A 14,991-nucleotide genomic window follows, 5' to 3' on the forward strand; every position below is an offset into this window, starting at 1 on the left:
GAACTGACCAAAACTAAAGTGCCAATATTAACGGCAACATCTTAATAAGTAAGATTTTCTGAGTAGGAGAGGACAAAGCAAATTATTATACAGGTTGTTGTGTGCGATTTTATTTTTGTAATTGCTTCAAAAAGAATTTAATTACATCTAAATTTACTGATGATGTGGTCCAATGACCTACTTCTTCATAAGTCTTAAATTGGGCTGAAATATTTTCTTTTTTATAAATATTTTGACAATTTATCGCCCTTTCTTGAACATTGTTGCCAAGAGTAGAGTTTATGGTATTCCGTTCTATATTGTCATATGCATCATCAAACTGAACGGCATCGTTTTCATCTAAAGCACCCATATAAATATATTGTGGAATATATTGATAGCTATTTTTATTGAATTTTTTGTTAAATATTTTTTCAAAATCATTGATTCCTAATGGGTAATTAAATGCTTTGTTTTTATATTTTTTCAATGGAAGCATTAATTCTCCATTATATCCACCCATTGCTGCGGCTTTGACTTTTTCGGGATGAATAAATAAAAACCGATTTGTAAATGTGGCTGAAGCAGAAAATCCGTTCATGAAAATTTTGTCATATGTTAAAATCCCATTGTCTTTTAATACCTCCTGAGCGTTTTCAATCATTGCTAATAATTGTAAGTCTAATCTTTCTAATTTATTGTCTTTTTCAAAAATAACATCTCTATCCAATGCATGGGTATAAACAAGTGGTATGGAATCCGGCCGAGAGAAAATTGGGACTAAAAGAGGGATTTTTAGATATGTAGAAACATTATTACCAACCGAGCTTTTAGAAGCTAAATTTATGGCGCTCCTTTTATGAACCTCAATGGAATCAGAAAGTTTGCCTGTATTATTTGGCTCAACTAATAGATAAGTTAATTTATTCTTTAGAGTTCCCTTCGGTATAAAAAGGATATATGAATTATTAAATCCTTCGGAAGGCTTACTTTTTACAATAATTAGACTGTCTTTCAGAAATGCTTTAGAAATTGGATTTTGACCGTATGTAAAAATTGGAATTGAAATAAGTAATAAAATGAATAATCTCATAATTTTTCGTTATTTAATAGACATGTGAAACTGATAATTTGGCAAACATTGTTCAAGGCACTTCATTTTGAGAAAAGTAATAAAAACTATATTAAATATAGCTTTTATTGCAGCACATTTTTATTTGATCAATAACTTTATTAAAATCTTTTTATACTATTAATTCTTGACTATTTTTCAATTTTGTGGACTGCATAAAATGCAGTAAATTTTGGACTGAGCACTGGAATCCTTATTATTTACAACTTGTTGGCAACATTTTCTATTCACTTACTTTATAGTTTCCAGGCGTAAATCGGAAAACTTTCATCAACCTGTTCCAAGTATTAATTTGAGAGATTGCTAGTGTAAGATTACATATTTCCTCTTTTGAAAAAAAAGCAAGTAATGAATCATAGCAATGGTCTGCTAAGGGTTCATCTGTAATTCTTGTCAATAATTCAGCGAAGTGCAATGCCGCTCTCTCTCTCTTAGAGAAATACGGTGTTTCTTGCCACACACATAGTGAATTTAATCTTAATTCCGTTTCACCTAAGTGTTTCAATTCTTTGCTGTGCATGTCCACACAATAGGCACAGCCATTCATTTGAGATATTCTTAATCTCAACAATTCTAAAAATTGTTTATCAATAGAGGTGTTCTCAAAATAAACCTCAATTGCTCCTAATTTTTCAAAGATTTCTACAGGTACTTCTTGATACGATATCCGTTCCATAATATTTAATTGTTTTAACGATTAATTTATGGCACAAATTTATCACCTATCAATTCCCTAGAGATTAAGGCATCTTAAGAAATGAAAAAAGATTACTTTTTTCTTAATTCACTTAAATATTGAGGTGTAATTTCTAAATATGATGCTATCATATATTGAGGAACTCTTTGGGCGAAAACAGGAAAGTGTTGTATTAAATCATCATATCTATCTTTACTTTTCATTTGTAGATATATGTCGTTTCTACGTTGAATTGCAATTAACATATTTTCGGTAATTATTCTGAAAAATCTTTCAAGTTTTGGAATGGAGTTAAATAACTTTTCTAATTCTACTTTGTCAATTATTAGAGCTGTAGTTTTTTCAATTGCTTGAATAGATGAATAGGAAGGAACATTTTTTATATAGCTTTCCATATTAGTTACCCACCAATTTTCAAGTGCAAATTGAGTTATTTTTTCATTTCCTTTATTGTCAATATAAAATGAGCGAATTAAACCACTTAGTAGAAAATAATTGCTCTTGCATATTTGGCCTTCTTTAAGCAAATAGTCTTTTTTGTCGAAAGTTTTTTGAGTTAATTTTGAATAGATTTCATCTATTTCTACGTCGCTAAACTCAACATATCGACTAAAATGTTTTTTGATTTGCTCCTTCATTTCGGTTGAAATTTTATTCTTGCCAACGGTTTGTATATGAGCAATTGCGGTTAAATAGTACTAGCTCTTAGTTTGCAAAATACTTAATTAAAATAAAATAGAGGTAAGGTTTAACTTTAAACCGCTATTGCTTTTATACGTTGTTAGCAACTGTTTGTCTTAATTCGTATTATTGTGTTTAACCTTTAAATTCATAATCATTTTTGAATAGATTCAATTAGATATCGTTTCTAATTAGTCAGCCACTTATGAAGAATTTTTGCTAATGTGGGCATCACTGGATATGTCATTAAAGCAGAAATTACAATAACCTGAAAAAACAATCCTATTTCAAATGGGATTTTTTCTGCCCAAGGATTAAGCCAATCATATAACTTTCCAACTACTATTATTAACGGATATACTGCAATTACGCCAAGAACCACCTTTTTGTAGAAAGGAGTAGATTGTGTTGCTGTCTCAGTTTTACCAAAGAAAATTTCTAGCCCATCATGCTGACTAACTTTTGATTCAGAAATTGAATATTGCTTCAATTCATTTAAATATTCTTTTAGAATATCTGAATTTTGCCATTTACTCAAATTATATGAAGTATCGAATTGAAAAATAGTGAAATATTCGTTAGTTATACCTTCCAGCTTCTTGTTAGATATTCCAATAAAACCATTAAATTCTTTTATTTTTTCACCAATTCGACTTTGCCAGTTTTCGTATTCCAATTGAAAGTTTTCTTTGATACTATTAAAAACCACTATAGATACAATCTCAGGTGATGAATTTTTCATTTGCTTTTTATGTTTGCTTATGTGTTCGTGTATGGTTAATTACGTTGGTAAGAACTAAGTTATTAAATAGAAAACGAACCAGAGGAATCCCAATGCTTGGGATTCTGAATGTCGGCAGAACGACCAATTAATTATATACAGCGTCGTGCTTTCGCTATTTCCGCTTTTTTAGTTCTGCTTATATCAGTAATATCATTTCTTTTAATTCCTCATTAAGGCTACTCTCCATCTTCTGGTAAAGGTGAAATCATAATGTGAGCTCTATGTGTTCCGGGATTCATAATCCAAGGATGATTTGGAGCCATTGGAGCTTCTGGCAAACCAGTAGATTCTGATGTGGACCAAGGCATATATACCACATAGCGGAGTTGAGCACCTTCAACTTTTGAGGTTTCAAAGTCAAACATTGTTTTTGCCCCGAAGTAGATGTGCAAAGTCGATCCAGGAGTTATTTTAAGTTGACCTGATTTCATTTCTGCTTCACGGATAGCAAAGATTTCTTGTCCTGTCTTTCCTTCTGCTCTTAAGGCTCTTCCTCTTGCCATAAAGGGCTCAAGGTCTTTGTGATAACATGCGGCATTAAATCCATCCTGATTAGGATTGTCTGCAAGAACAATAAATTCATTATCTCCTTCTCGCAACGTTACAAATTCACCTGCCATATTATATCCAATAACTTTACATTCCGATCTGCTTTCTTTAGGAGCAGCCATTAATGCTGTTGCAATTAAAGCTTCATCAGTATCAATAGTCTTTAATAGTTTATTGATATCATTTGATGTGCTTTCTGTTACAGTTTCCGTAGTAGAGGATTCCTGTATTGTCGGTTTTGTTTTGTCTGATGAATTACAAGAAATCAATATTCCTGTAAAAACAAATGCTGAAATAATACGTTTCATATTTTATCATTGTTTATTGGTTGGTCATAATGAAGCACAACGGTTTTGTGCTTGGTTAGTTGCCATGAGCACTAAGATAGTAAAAAGAAACAGCGTAAAGGAAGTTCGGCAGAATTTCCGTGATAATCTTTATACACTATTAAACAATTACCTATACACGGTGTTTGCAGAGGTAATAGGCTAAAGACCATTTATAAAATCAACGAATTCTTCTCCTTTTTTTTGAGGAATTTCACCAATTAGAATCTCTTTGATATTGAAATTAGAATCTAACAGTAATGTAGTTGGACGTTCCATAATTCCATTCTTTATGAATGCCTCTCTATTCATTTGAACAAATTCAAAAGAATAATTATTTTCATTTATATATCTCTGCGTAGTCTCAACATTTTCATCATTAATCATTACAAACACGTAATCATCCTTAACGCTTTTATAAGCCTGTTCCATTATTGGCATTTCAGTCCGGCACGGTCTACACCAAGTTGCCCAGAAATTAATAACTACCTTTTTTGAATTTGATAGTTTTTTAAGTGATATGGTTTCACCATTTAACTTCTTTAGCACTAGACTAGAAAAATCAATTTTATGAATTTGACTTTCAGAGTATTTACTAATGATCGGCAATGCCATAACATTAAATGTTATAAATAGTATTCCAAGAACGACACCCCAAAAGTAGCCTGATTTACATGCTTTTTTTTACTTATAGGTAACAGGTTTTATTGAGATGAATATACCATATATCCCATAATATTCTCCAGAGAAAAGAACATTTATCCTTCTTCACTAAATTTAAAATCTCGACTATTTTTTAATTGCCAATCTCAAACAATGCACTATCTTTGCAGCCCGAAATTCACTGTCGTTAAAGCCATTGTGAATTTAAAAAAAAAATAACAAAGACAATAAAAAGCCTATTTCCGTAGGACTAAAACCATATATATTATGACACCAGCAGGAAAATTAACCTTTGATGTATTGATAGAAATCCCAAAAGGGAGCCGAAACAAATATGAGTACGATTTCGAACTCAATAAAATACGCTTTGATCGTATGTTATTCTCATCTATGATGTATCCTGGTGATTATGGGTTTATTCCTGAAACTTTAGCCCTAGATGGTGATCCATTAGATGTATTGGTGATGGGGACAGAGCCAACATTTCCAATGTGTGTGATGGAAGTGAAACCTATTGGTGTATTCCATATGGCAGATGAAAAAGGACCCGATGAAAAATTAATTTGTGTACCTGTAACAGATCCAATCTGGAATAGCTACAATGATATTAATGATTTGAATCCGCACAGAATAAAAGAAATCACACACTTCTTTCAGGTTTATAAAGACCTAGAAAAGAAGAAGGTAGACGTTGGTGGTTGGGGAAATGCTGAAGAGGCATACGATATCCTTAATAAGTGTATTGATAGATACGAAAACAGTGAACATAAAGCGAATGGTAACTTTACTATTTAAAGAAATAGAAATTCTAAAATTAAACCCTATGTTATTAAAGACGTAGGGTTTTTTAGTTTTAATGGTTTTCACTACTTTTGCCCAGCTAAATAACAAATCAAATACAATTAAAATATGGAATCATTGATGATTTACCTGCCAATAGCTTTGGCGCTTATAGGATTAATTTACATGCTTATTAAAAAGTCATGGGTTATGAAACAAGACGCTGGAGATGGTAAAATGAAAGAAATTTCAGATCATATCTACGAAGGTGCATTAGCATTCTTAAATGCGGAATATAGATTACTAGCAATATTTGTAGTTATCGTAAGTGTTTTACTTTTTGTAGTATCTCTTCTTGTTGATACAACACACTGGCTTATTGTAATCGCTTTTATTTTTGGTGCTATATTTTCTGCTTACGCAGGAAACATGGGGATGAAAATTGCTACTAAGACCAACGTAAGAACAACACAAGCTGCTCGTACGAGTTTGCCAAATGCACTTAAAGTCTCTTTTGGAGGTGGAACTGTAATGGGTCTTGGTGTTGCAGGTTTGGCTGTATTAGGTTTAACAGGTTTCTTTATCTTTTTCTACCATTACTTTATGGGTGGAGCAGAAGGCGTTTTTTCTGTAGATAAAATGACTATTGTGTTAGAAACATTAGCAGGGTTCTCATTAGGAGCTGAGTCAATTGCATTATTTGCGCGTGTTGGTGGTGGTATTTATACCAAAGCTGCCGATGTAGGTGCTGATTTAGTTGGTAAAGTAGAAGCTGGTATTCCGGAAGATGATCCTCGTAATCCTGCAACTATTGCAGATAACGTTGGAGATAATGTAGGAGATGTTGCAGGTATGGGAGCCGATTTATTTGGTTCTTATGTAGCTACAGTTTTGGCTGCAATGGTTTTAGGAAACTATGTGATTAAAGATATGGGTGGAAATATTGCTGATGCCTTTGGTGGTATTGGTCCAATCTTATTACCAATGTCTATTGCTGGAGTTGGAATTATTATTTCTTTAATTGGGACGATGCTAGTGAAAATAAAAAGTAACGACGCTAAAGAATCTCAAGTCATGGGTGCTTTAAACGTAGGAAACTGGGTGTCTATAGGTTTAGTTGCTATATCATGTTTTGGATTAGTAACTTGGATGTTACCAGAAACTATGCAAATGAACTTCTTTGGTGAAGGTTTACAAGAAATTTCTTCAATGCGTGTATTCTATGCAACTTTAGTTGGTTTAGTCGTTGGAGCAGGGATTTCATCTGTAACAGAATATTATACAGGATTAGGAAAATCTCCAATCTTAAAAATAGTACAACAATCCTCAACAGGAGCAGGAACAAATATTATTGCAGGTTTAGCAACAGGTATGATTTCTACATTTCCATCAGTATTATTATTTGCTGGTGCAATTTGGTCTTCTTATGCTTTTGCAGGATTTTATGGAGTTGCTTTAGCCGCTTCTGCAATGATGGCAACAACTGCAATGCAATTAGCAATTGATGCTTTTGGGCCAATATCTGATAATGCAGGTGGTATTGCTGAAATGAGCGAACAAGAACCAATCGTAAGAGAAAGAACAGATATTTTAGATGCAGTTGGTAACACAACAGCAGCTACCGGAAAAGGATTTGCTATTGCTTCTGCAGCATTAACGTCATTAGCATTATTTGCCGCTTATGTAACGTTTACAGGAATTGACGGAATTAACATCTTTAAGGCACCAGTATTAGCAATGTTATTTGTTGGTGGAATGGTACCAGTAGTATTCTCTGCTTTAGCAATGAATGCTGTGGGTAAAGCAGCTATGGAAATGGTAGAAGAAGTACGTCGTCAGTTTAGAGAGATTCCTGGAATTATGGAAGGTACTGGGAAACCAGAATATGATAAATGTGTAGCGATTTCAACTAAGGCGTCTTTAAAAGAAATGATGTTACCCGGTTTGTTAACTATAGGATTTCCATTAGTGATTGCTTTTGTACCAATGTTATTTGGTATGGACAATTTAGCTATTGCTGAAATGTTAGGTGGTTATATGGCTGGTGTTACAGTTTCTGGTGTGTTATGGGCAATCTTCCAAAACAATGCTGGAGGTGCTTGGGACAACGCTAAGAAGTCTTTTGAAGCTGGAGTGATGATTAATGGAGAGATGACACATAAAGGTTCTGCTGCTCATGAAGCTGCAATTACTGGAGATACAGTTGGAGATCCTTTTAAAGATACATCTGGACCATCAATGAACATCTTAATCAAATTAACGTGTTTGATCGGTTTAGTAATCGCGCCAATTTTAGGTGGACATGATTCGGAAACAGGAGTAGCTGGCAATGAAATAGAGGTTGAAAGAGTTATTGATTCTTCTAAAGATTTAGCTGAAGCAACAATTACATATACGACTGTTGAAAACGGAGAAGAAGTGACTAAAGAGGAAATATTCTCAGGAACTGAAGCTGAGGTTGATGCTAAAGTAATGGCTTTTGAAAAGACAGTTTCTACTGTTGAAGGCGATGCTAAGAAAGTGATTAAAAAAATGGAAGTTATTAAAGAATAACACGATTTCACATATATAAAAAAAGCCACGTTAATCGTGGCTTTTTTATTGCTTAATAAACAGGTGTTTCTACCTATTGGTAACTGTTTGTATTCTTTTATATTTATCTACGGAATGCAGAATACAAACAATATATTGCAAATACTTGAGACTATTCAATCTTTTCAAATTGTGCAGTGTCAAATGCACCATGAGAAAGTAGTAACAGATGTTGATGAAAACCCTATTCATAATTTACAAGATGACACTATTGTTTTTAATCGCGTAAAACTTTGTGAGATCAAACAGAGAAACAAGCGTTTGGGTTGTGCGCATTCCGGTGTTAATATCAATTTTGAACGTGTTCTAGACAATTTAATAACAGCACTTCCGCAATCCATAAAACAAATTTCAGAGAGCAAAAATAAATTTAAATCAGTGGTTACTAAAATTTATGCTTTAGATCATAAAGTTGGCAACCTTGAACATGATTTGGCTATTTGTAAGCTGACTAATGATGACTGCGGAAAAGATAATCTTATGGCATCAATGCGCCTTTTGAAAACAGAACATACAACACTTATGGATCAGCTGTCAAAAATAAAAGCTGATATTGAGCGACTTATCAAAATTAATATTAATTACAACAACTTATAAGTCCTTATTTTTTATGATTTTAGTATCTTCAAGGTCTAATTTCGTCGGTTAGTGTTCAAAAAAGACCCTTTACAAATTATTACGTTTCAAAGTTATGGTACAAACACCCATTTTTATATGCGTGGACGTGCTCTTGAGGATGAAACGATTAACTTAGAACAAAAGGGCCTATTTGGATTGTTTATTAATTCTTGGAAGCGTTTTGAAACGGATGAAATTAAACACACAGAACTCAAAATCACTTTGCCTAATGGCACTGTTTTAAATACTGTTACTGACGATCATGGCTATTTTAAGATTGATGAGCAGCTAGATGGATTAAGTGCTTTAGCAAATGACAAAGGCTGGCTCAACTTTGAGATCTCATATGATGATGTTAATATCAAACGAAGTATTCAAAATTCCAACAGATTTCCTGGTGAATTATTAATAGCTAATACTCAAGCCGAATTTGGAGTGATTAGCGATATTGATGATACCATTATTCATACTGGAGTCGTGTCGACACTCAAATGGAAAGTATTGCTCAATAGTATTTTTAAAAGTGCTACCAGTCGAATTCCATTAGAAGGCGCAGCAGACCTCTATCATAAATTACATCGTGGTTCATCTGGTGAAAACGCCAACCCCATTTTTTATGTGAGTCATAGTCCGTGGAATTTATACCGTTACCTCGAATTCTTTTTAAAGCAAAATGCCTTCCCTAAAGGGCCAATCTTATTACGAAGTTTTAAGGATATATTTAAAAAGAAATCTGGCGATCGACCTCAAAAGCATATCGAAACCGTCAATATTTTAAAAACCTACCCGAAGCTAAAGTTTATTCTAATAGGAGACAGCGGAGAGAGTGATGCTGATATTTATATGGATGTTGCGAAAGAATTCCCATCCCAAGTTGCTGCTATCTATTTAAGAAGTGTAAAACATAAAAAGAAAATGGGTCGTGTAACATCGCTTTTTAAAGATTACAAACAGACACCAGTATTATTAGTTGAAAGTAGTGCACAAGCTATTGATCATGCGAGACAAAATGGGTTTATTAAGTGATGAATTTAATAGATATTGGATAGCTCACTGGTTACTTTTATATCCTTTGGATTAATCTTTAATAAATACCAATCTTCCATTTTTTGAACAGTTCCTTTAATTTCTGAGGGTTTTCCAATAAAAGGAAGCACCTCTTGATTTATAGGGTTTCCCGTTAAATCGGTTAGTAAGTAATATTGCGAAATATTATTATCATCCGTAGTTGCTAGTACTGGCGGAATGCCACCAGAAATACAGCGTACAGCACAACTTCTATGGATTTTTCCTTTACCAGGTTTCATAACTCCAAAATAACATTTCGGGTCTATGATTTCTCCTTGTAAGGTCATTTTACTTATTACATTTTGTAAAGGTATTTTATTTGAAGCATTGGCTTTAGATAATGTTACCTTTTCATCATTTGTAATTTGCATCAATGTTTTCCCATTATAGTAAATTAAATTACCTTCAATTGTTAAAGTTTTACCCTTGATGTCTTTAGTCTCTTCAATAATACTTTTTAGATATGGATTTACACTCGATTTCCCAAACCCCACCAAAAGAATATTCTTAAACGTATTTTCAGCAACTTCTACACGCAACATAGGATATGGACTTTCATGAAAGGTTCCTGTTATTTTGGTTTCGCTCAATAATTCAAAAGAGGCGTTTTTAAAAGGTTTCTGAGAAAAGCTAAATAACAATGCAGATACAGATAGGAGTAGAATAGCGCTAATCGCAAACCGTTTTAAAACCTTTTTAGTTTTCACACCTAAACTTCCTTCGAGGTAGGACACATAAAACTCATCATTCTTTTTCATCTGGATATATTTATTGTTTTTTTAATTGTTAAATGTAATTCGCATTGTAAGAATCCATATTTATATTAAAATTTTTAGTTATTCTCATTTCATAGATCAATAATTACAGGGTTTAACTTCAGTGCCTTCGTCAAATGCTTTCGGATTAATATATACTGTTTCTCCTTCAAGCTTCAATTCGTATGTCGTCACTTTTTCAGTAAATGGAGGAGGAGATTGCCCATTACTGGGTAAGTATTGATAGCCATGCCAAGGACAAGTAATACAGCCGTCAATAATTTTTCCTTCACCTAATGGGCCACCTTGGTGTTTGCACACATTATGAATGGCAGATAATTTGCCGTCGTATTTAAAAATGGCAACGCGCTCATTGTCGACGGTAAATATTTTTGCGCGATCGTCTTCAATTTCTGAAATGTCACAAACGTTTAGCCAACCTTCCTTTTCTATAGTTTTAGCCCTATCAATTTTACGTTCTTTAAAAGCAGTAATCAAATGAAGACTTGCAACTACGAAAAACCCTATAATCATAATTCCGATTGTAAATAGAGAGGTTTCTTGCTGAAAAGCGCCTAAAAAGACATGAGCAATTATTAAAGCATAGGCAAAATAGACCATCATATGTAATCGTTTCCAAATGGTTGCAGATAGATTTCCGAGGAAAAAATCATGACTCGTAGAAGCCATAATAAATAAGATCAGCAATGCTAAAAAACCTAAAACCTGAAACGGAAAGTTAGTCAACGAGCCATAATCCATATTAGATGTAAAAATAGAGTACACAGGATTTACATCGCCTAAGGCATGAAACTGAAACATGGAAAAACCACCATGAATCAAAGCCGCAATAAACATGCTGACGCCTAGATGTCTTCGGTTGCAGAGTATAGGCAGAAAACTTGTGTTTAATCTAGCTAAAGGACCAATAACTAAAATAATATGAAGCATAGTAATGGCTAAGGATCCAAAGGCTCTAATAATCAATGTTTCTATGCTCGTTTCCGAATTAAAAATCAAAGTTATAGCGGCAAACAAAATGATATAAAGCAACATGCTTGCTCCTATTATTTTATCATAAGTTTTCTTGTGCTTATTCCAAAGTACGAGTTGATAATCTAATCCCATTTAAATGAAAATTTAGTTATTTCTACGTGTTTTAAATCATCATAAATTATGATTCCTTTTGGTAGACTATTAATGTTGAAGTTGTATATTCCTGCTGTGGTTAATTGTCCGATGACATTAGATTTGTTTCCTTTTTCATCCATGTCGTATACTATAGACGATGAATTTTTTAAGGTAGATTTTAAAATGATTTCTATATGACTTTCAAAAACAGAAGTTTTTACGATATCATTTTCAAATGAATTGAGACTCACTTTTTTTGAACCCATAAGTTGAGATGCTGTGTTGTTTTCTGAAGAAAAGATGTCTAAATCTTTAATTGAAAAAACCATAATCACAGGAACAACGATGATGAGTAATAACCAAATGTATTTATGTGCTTTACGTAATCCTGAAGTCATAATTAAACAGTTTTAGATTTGAATAATCGTCCTATTAAAAATGGCCAAGTAGCGATTACACCTGGCAATAATAAAAGACGAACTTTCTTTTTTGTGTCTTGCATTAGAGGATCTATTTTAGTCGCACCTATAAAGAGGAAGTAGAATCCAAAAAGTAATCCTATTGCAAAGTAAATTCCTAGAACGGCTAAAAAAACGTTGATGACTGTTTCCATATTAAATTAAATTTCCAAATAACGCGTGACAACCAACAAAAGCTATCACTGATAAAATAATTCCTATTAAAAAAATATTAAACGATTTACGAAGTAACTTAAATTTTCGGTCTATCGTTTTTCCTAAATAGTAAGTGTCTTTGGCTATGGTTTTATATAGCTCATCGCCTTCATTCATTAAATTTGTAATATTACTAACATATTCACTTTCTTCCATATCTTGAAAATTGCCATAAAACATGAGGTTCCTTGTTTCGCTTTTTCCATGAACTAGTTCTGGGCGAGTTGCAAAAATCGCATAGGCTATCGATGCTAGGTTGGTGATTAATATCATTATAACAGGATAAATAAGGTGTGGATCTGAGCTCAATTGGCTCATTACAGTACCTAGTATTAATGATAAGATTAAAGCATTTATAGATATCAAAATATTTGATTTTGTATCTATCATTGTATTTAATGTATATTGGTTTTTAGACAATAATCTAAACAACGTTTCAACACCTCTTTCAGATCTTGGTGCGACTTTTGCAAGTTTCTTTTTTAATTGTTTTAGTGCGTCTTTATCAATATTTAATTCTTCCATTAAATATTTATCTTCTGCTTTTTCTTTTAATTTATCGCTCATAATAGCTGTTTGTAAATTAAATGTTGAGAGCTTTCGTGATTATTAAATGAAGTATCAACATATTTGTTTTCTTGTTTTGAGTCTACAATTCTTGATTTTACGTTGTCGTCTAATTGCAACTGTAAAATGGTTTTGATTTTAGAATAAACATCAAAATCAAGTACAGGCGTTATAACTTCTATTCTATGGTCTAAGTTTCTTGTCATCCAATCTGCTGAACCAAGATACATTTTTTCAGAACCATTATTTCCGAAAACATAAACCCTTCCGTGTTCTAGAAACCTATCCACAATACTCGTAACAGTAATATGCTCACTTTGACCTTTTACGCCAGACACTAAACAACAAACCCCCCTAATTAAGAGTCGTATTTTTACACCTGCATTATTTGCTTTGTAGAGTAAATCAATCATCTCTTTGTCTTCAAGACTATTCATTTTTAATATAATATAAGCTATATTTCCGTCTTCTGCATTAGCTATTTCGGTATGAATCAATTTTATGAATTTTTTTCTTGCTGAAAATGGAGAGACTAATAGTTTTTTTGTTTTAGGAAGAATAAGAGCACCTTCTAATATCTGAAATACTTGCACTATTTCTGAAGTGATTTTTTTATGACTCGTCATTAAACCAAAATCGGTATAAATTTTCGCGGTTTTTTCATTAAAGTTTCCCGTACCAATATAAGTATAGCTTTTAATGACATCGTTTTCTTTCTTTTCTATATATAGAATTTTGGAATGTATTTTTATACCAGGATAACTATAGGTTACTTTTGCGCCGCTTTCCTCTAAAGCCTTTCCCCATTTAATGTTGTTTTCTTCATCAAAACGGGCTTTGGTCTCAATAAAAACAAAAACATCTTTACCGCTTTTAGCCGCTCTGGCCAAAGTTTCTGCAATTATAGAATCTTTAGATATGCGGTAAAGTGTAATCTTTATTTTGGTTACTGATAGGTTGGTTGCTGCTTCTTTAACTAATCGAATCACATCATTAAAAGATTCATACGGAAAACATAATAAACGGTCTTTGTCATCTATAGCCTCTAAAACACTCGTGTATTTTTGTAATTCTCTATTACTAATAGGTGGTAATTTTTTAAAGGAGAATGATTTTTTAGTAGGATTTGGAAACTGAAAAAAATCTTTAAAATTATGATAAACGCTTCCTTTTACAATATCTGTATCATTGCAGTCTAAAGCCAGTTTTAATTTATTAATCAATGCAGAAGGCATAAAACCATCTATTAAAACTCTTGTAACTTGTCCAGCACTTCTATTGGGTAATGCCGCTTTTATTTTTTCTAAAAGATTTCCTGAGTATTCGTTCTCAATGTACAATGCGGCGTCTCTTGAAATTTTAATGGCGTAAAATGTAGTTTGATAGATTTCTTCAAGATTAGATTTTAACACATCATCAATAAACAGAATACAATTTTTATTCTTGGATTTTGGTAAGGAGATAAATCTAGGGACTTGCTCTGGAATTTTAAACCAAAACAAATCTCCTGTCGTATTTAATGCAACAAGGTATAAGGCGTCGGTTTCAACAAAAGGCTCATCTAACACCTTCAATATATTGTTGTTCTGTAAATGGTTGTTAAAATAGGTTTTAAGGAATTCTTGATGTGTATTGTCACACTCTTTATGCGAAAGTAAGTGAATATGATTTTTTTCAAGCTCAGGAACAATTTCTGTATAAAATATTCGACCAAGCTCCTTTTGTTGGAGGTCAACTTCCTTTTTTATACTTCGTAAAAGCTTATTTGGTTTTGTGATAAGTCGTTTACGTAAAGGTTTGTCCAACTCTTTAATTTGCCTAATGGCAGAGACACGGACTTTAAAAAACTCATCTAAATTAGAAGAGAAAATGGCTAAAAATTTTAATCGCTCATATAATGGGTTTCTAATATCCGCAGCCTCTTGAAGCACACGGTGATTAAATCGCAACCAGGATAAATCTCTATTGTAATAATTCTTACTGATTAGTGACATA

16 protein-coding genes are annotated in these 14,991 nt (G+C 32.7%); 4 read left to right on the forward strand and 12 right to left on the reverse strand.

The window, feature by feature from the left end:
* Nucleotides 1-109: 109 nt before the first annotated feature.
* The 6 genes from V7719_RS02905 to V7719_RS02930 all read right to left on the reverse strand — a co-directional run bounded on the left by V7719_RS02905 (nt 110) and on the right by V7719_RS02930 (nt 4,763).
* Nucleotides 110-1,072 (reverse strand): hypothetical protein, encoded by a 963-nt coding sequence (locus tag V7719_RS02905; RefSeq protein ID WP_335728351.1) that lies wholly within the window; start codon nt 1,070-1,072, stop codon nt 110-112.
* Between the two features lie 262 nt (nt 1,073-1,334).
* On the reverse strand, nt 1,335-1,787 hold the full coding sequence (locus V7719_RS02910) for a carboxymuconolactone decarboxylase family protein (RefSeq protein WP_335728352.1): 453 nt from the start codon (nt 1,785-1,787) through the stop codon (nt 1,335-1,337).
* A 92-nt stretch (nt 1,788-1,879) separates the two neighbouring features.
* Nucleotides 1,880-2,446, reverse strand: coding sequence for a Crp/Fnr family transcriptional regulator (locus V7719_RS02915; protein WP_335728353.1), 567 nt, complete (start codon nt 2,444-2,446; stop codon nt 1,880-1,882).
* Between the two features lie 230 nt (nt 2,447-2,676).
* Entirely contained in the window at nt 2,677-3,231 is a 555-nt protein-coding gene (locus V7719_RS02920) for a hypothetical protein (RefSeq protein ID WP_335728354.1), read from the reverse strand.
* A 218-nt stretch (nt 3,232-3,449) separates the two neighbouring features.
* Nucleotides 3,450-4,130 carry a hypothetical protein gene (locus V7719_RS02925; RefSeq protein ID WP_335728355.1) on the reverse strand — a complete coding sequence of 227 codons (681 nt, stop codon included), beginning with the start codon at nt 4,128-4,130 and terminating at the stop codon, nt 3,450-3,452.
* A 180-nt stretch (nt 4,131-4,310) separates the two neighbouring features.
* On the reverse strand, nt 4,311-4,763 hold the full coding sequence (locus V7719_RS02930) for a TlpA family protein disulfide reductase (protein WP_335728356.1): 453 nt from the start codon (nt 4,761-4,763) through the stop codon (nt 4,311-4,313).
* Between the two features lie 315 nt (nt 4,764-5,078).
* Here V7719_RS02930 and V7719_RS02935 point away from each other — a divergent pair, with 315 nt between their 5' ends.
* The 4 genes from V7719_RS02935 to V7719_RS02950 all read left to right on the forward strand — a co-directional run bounded on the left by V7719_RS02935 (nt 5,079) and on the right by V7719_RS02950 (nt 9,827).
* The gene (locus V7719_RS02935; protein WP_335728357.1) at nt 5,079-5,606 is read left to right on the forward strand and encodes an inorganic diphosphatase; all 528 of its coding nucleotides are present in this window, start codon (nt 5,079-5,081) and stop codon (nt 5,604-5,606) included.
* Nucleotides 5,607-5,720: 114 nt separating this feature from the next.
* Nucleotides 5,721-8,144: a sodium-translocating pyrophosphatase gene (locus V7719_RS02940; protein ID WP_335728358.1), complete on the forward strand. Its 2,424-nt coding sequence runs from the start codon at nt 5,721-5,723 to the stop codon at nt 8,142-8,144.
* Nucleotides 8,145-8,258: 114 nt separating this feature from the next.
* A complete protein-coding gene (locus V7719_RS02945) occupies nt 8,259-8,780 on the forward strand; it encodes a hypothetical protein (protein ID WP_335728359.1) in 522 nt (173 codons plus the stop codon).
* Between the two features lie 51 nt (nt 8,781-8,831).
* The gene (locus tag V7719_RS02950; protein WP_335728360.1) at nt 8,832-9,827 is read left to right on the forward strand and encodes an App1 family protein; all 996 of its coding nucleotides are present in this window, start codon (nt 8,832-8,834) and stop codon (nt 9,825-9,827) included.
* Nucleotides 9,828-9,832: 5 nt separating this feature from the next.
* On the opposite strand, the gene V7719_RS02955 is transcribed toward V7719_RS02950, so the two are convergent.
* The 6 genes from V7719_RS02955 to ppk1 form a co-directional block, all read right to left on the reverse strand.
* Complete coding sequence (locus tag V7719_RS02955; protein WP_335728361.1) at nt 9,833-10,627, reverse strand: hypothetical protein; 795 nt, start codon at nt 10,625-10,627, stop codon at nt 9,833-9,835.
* A gap of 96 nt (nt 10,628-10,723) precedes the next feature.
* Entirely contained in the window at nt 10,724-11,752 is a 1,029-nt protein-coding gene (locus tag V7719_RS02960; RefSeq protein WP_335728362.1) for a Rieske 2Fe-2S domain-containing protein, read from the reverse strand.
* Entirely contained in the window at nt 11,743-12,153 is a 411-nt protein-coding gene (locus tag V7719_RS02965; protein WP_335728363.1) for a hypothetical protein, read from the reverse strand. Before V7719_RS02965 ends, V7719_RS02960 begins: the two co-directional genes overlap by 10 nt.
* A 2-nt stretch (nt 12,154-12,155) precedes the next feature.
* Nucleotides 12,156-12,368 (reverse strand): hypothetical protein, encoded by a 213-nt coding sequence (locus V7719_RS02970; protein ID WP_335728364.1) that lies wholly within the window; start codon nt 12,366-12,368, stop codon nt 12,156-12,158.
* 1 nt (nt 12,369) lies between these two features.
* Nucleotides 12,370-12,996 (reverse strand): Pycsar system effector family protein, encoded by a 627-nt coding sequence (locus tag V7719_RS02975; RefSeq protein WP_335728365.1) that lies wholly within the window; start codon nt 12,994-12,996, stop codon nt 12,370-12,372.
* On the reverse strand, nt 12,993-14,990 hold the full coding sequence (ppk1, locus tag V7719_RS02980) for a polyphosphate kinase 1 (RefSeq protein ID WP_335728366.1): 1,998 nt from the start codon (nt 14,988-14,990) through the stop codon (nt 12,993-12,995). The genes V7719_RS02975 and ppk1 overlap by 4 nt, the downstream gene beginning before the upstream one ends.
* Between the last annotated feature and the right edge of the window lies 1 nt (nt 14,991).

It is taken from the genome of Psychroserpens sp. (genome assembly GCF_036960315.1).
Taxonomy (GTDB): domain Bacteria; phylum Bacteroidota; class Bacteroidia; order Flavobacteriales; family Flavobacteriaceae; genus Psychroserpens.

Excerpts from the sequence above, each read along its gene's own strand:
- ppk1 (WP_335728366.1), bottom strand. The coding sequence starts at position 14,990 with ATGTCACTAATCAGTAAGAATTATTACAATAGAGATTTATCCTGGTTG.
- V7719_RS02920 (WP_335728354.1), bottom strand. The coding sequence starts at position 3,231 with ATGAAAAATTCATCACCTGAGATTGTATCTATAGTGGTTTTTAATAGT.
- V7719_RS02930 (WP_335728356.1), bottom strand. The coding sequence starts at position 4,763 with ATGGCATTGCCGATCATTAGTAAATACTCTGAAAGTCAAATTCATAAA.
- V7719_RS02940 (WP_335728358.1), top strand. The coding sequence starts at position 5,721 with ATGGAATCATTGATGATTTACCTGCCAATAGCTTTGGCGCTTATAGGA.
- V7719_RS02915 (WP_335728353.1), bottom strand. The coding sequence starts at position 2,446 with ATGAAGGAGCAAATCAAAAAACATTTTAGTCGATATGTTGAGTTTAGC.
- V7719_RS02905 (WP_335728351.1), bottom strand. The coding sequence starts at position 1,072 with ATGAGATTATTCATTTTATTACTTATTTCAATTCCAATTTTTACATAC.
- V7719_RS02935 (WP_335728357.1), top strand. The coding sequence starts at position 5,079 with ATGACACCAGCAGGAAAATTAACCTTTGATGTATTGATAGAAATCCCA.
- V7719_RS02955 (WP_335728361.1), bottom strand. The coding sequence starts at position 10,627 with ATGAAAAAGAATGATGAGTTTTATGTGTCCTACCTCGAAGGAAGTTTA.
- V7719_RS02910 (WP_335728352.1), bottom strand. The coding sequence starts at position 1,787 with ATGGAACGGATATCGTATCAAGAAGTACCTGTAGAAATCTTTGAAAAA.
- V7719_RS02925 (WP_335728355.1), bottom strand. The coding sequence starts at position 4,130 with ATGAAACGTATTATTTCAGCATTTGTTTTTACAGGAATATTGATTTCT.
- V7719_RS02960 (WP_335728362.1), bottom strand. The coding sequence starts at position 11,752 with ATGGGATTAGATTATCAACTCGTACTTTGGAATAAGCACAAGAAAACT.
- V7719_RS02945 (WP_335728359.1), top strand. The coding sequence starts at position 8,259 with ATGCAGAATACAAACAATATATTGCAAATACTTGAGACTATTCAATCT.
- V7719_RS02975 (WP_335728365.1), bottom strand. The coding sequence starts at position 12,996 with ATGAGCGATAAATTAAAAGAAAAAGCAGAAGATAAATATTTAATGGAA.
- V7719_RS02970 (WP_335728364.1), bottom strand. The coding sequence starts at position 12,368 with ATGGAAACAGTCATCAACGTTTTTTTAGCCGTTCTAGGAATTTACTTT.
- V7719_RS02965 (WP_335728363.1), bottom strand. The coding sequence starts at position 12,153 with ATGACTTCAGGATTACGTAAAGCACATAAATACATTTGGTTATTACTC.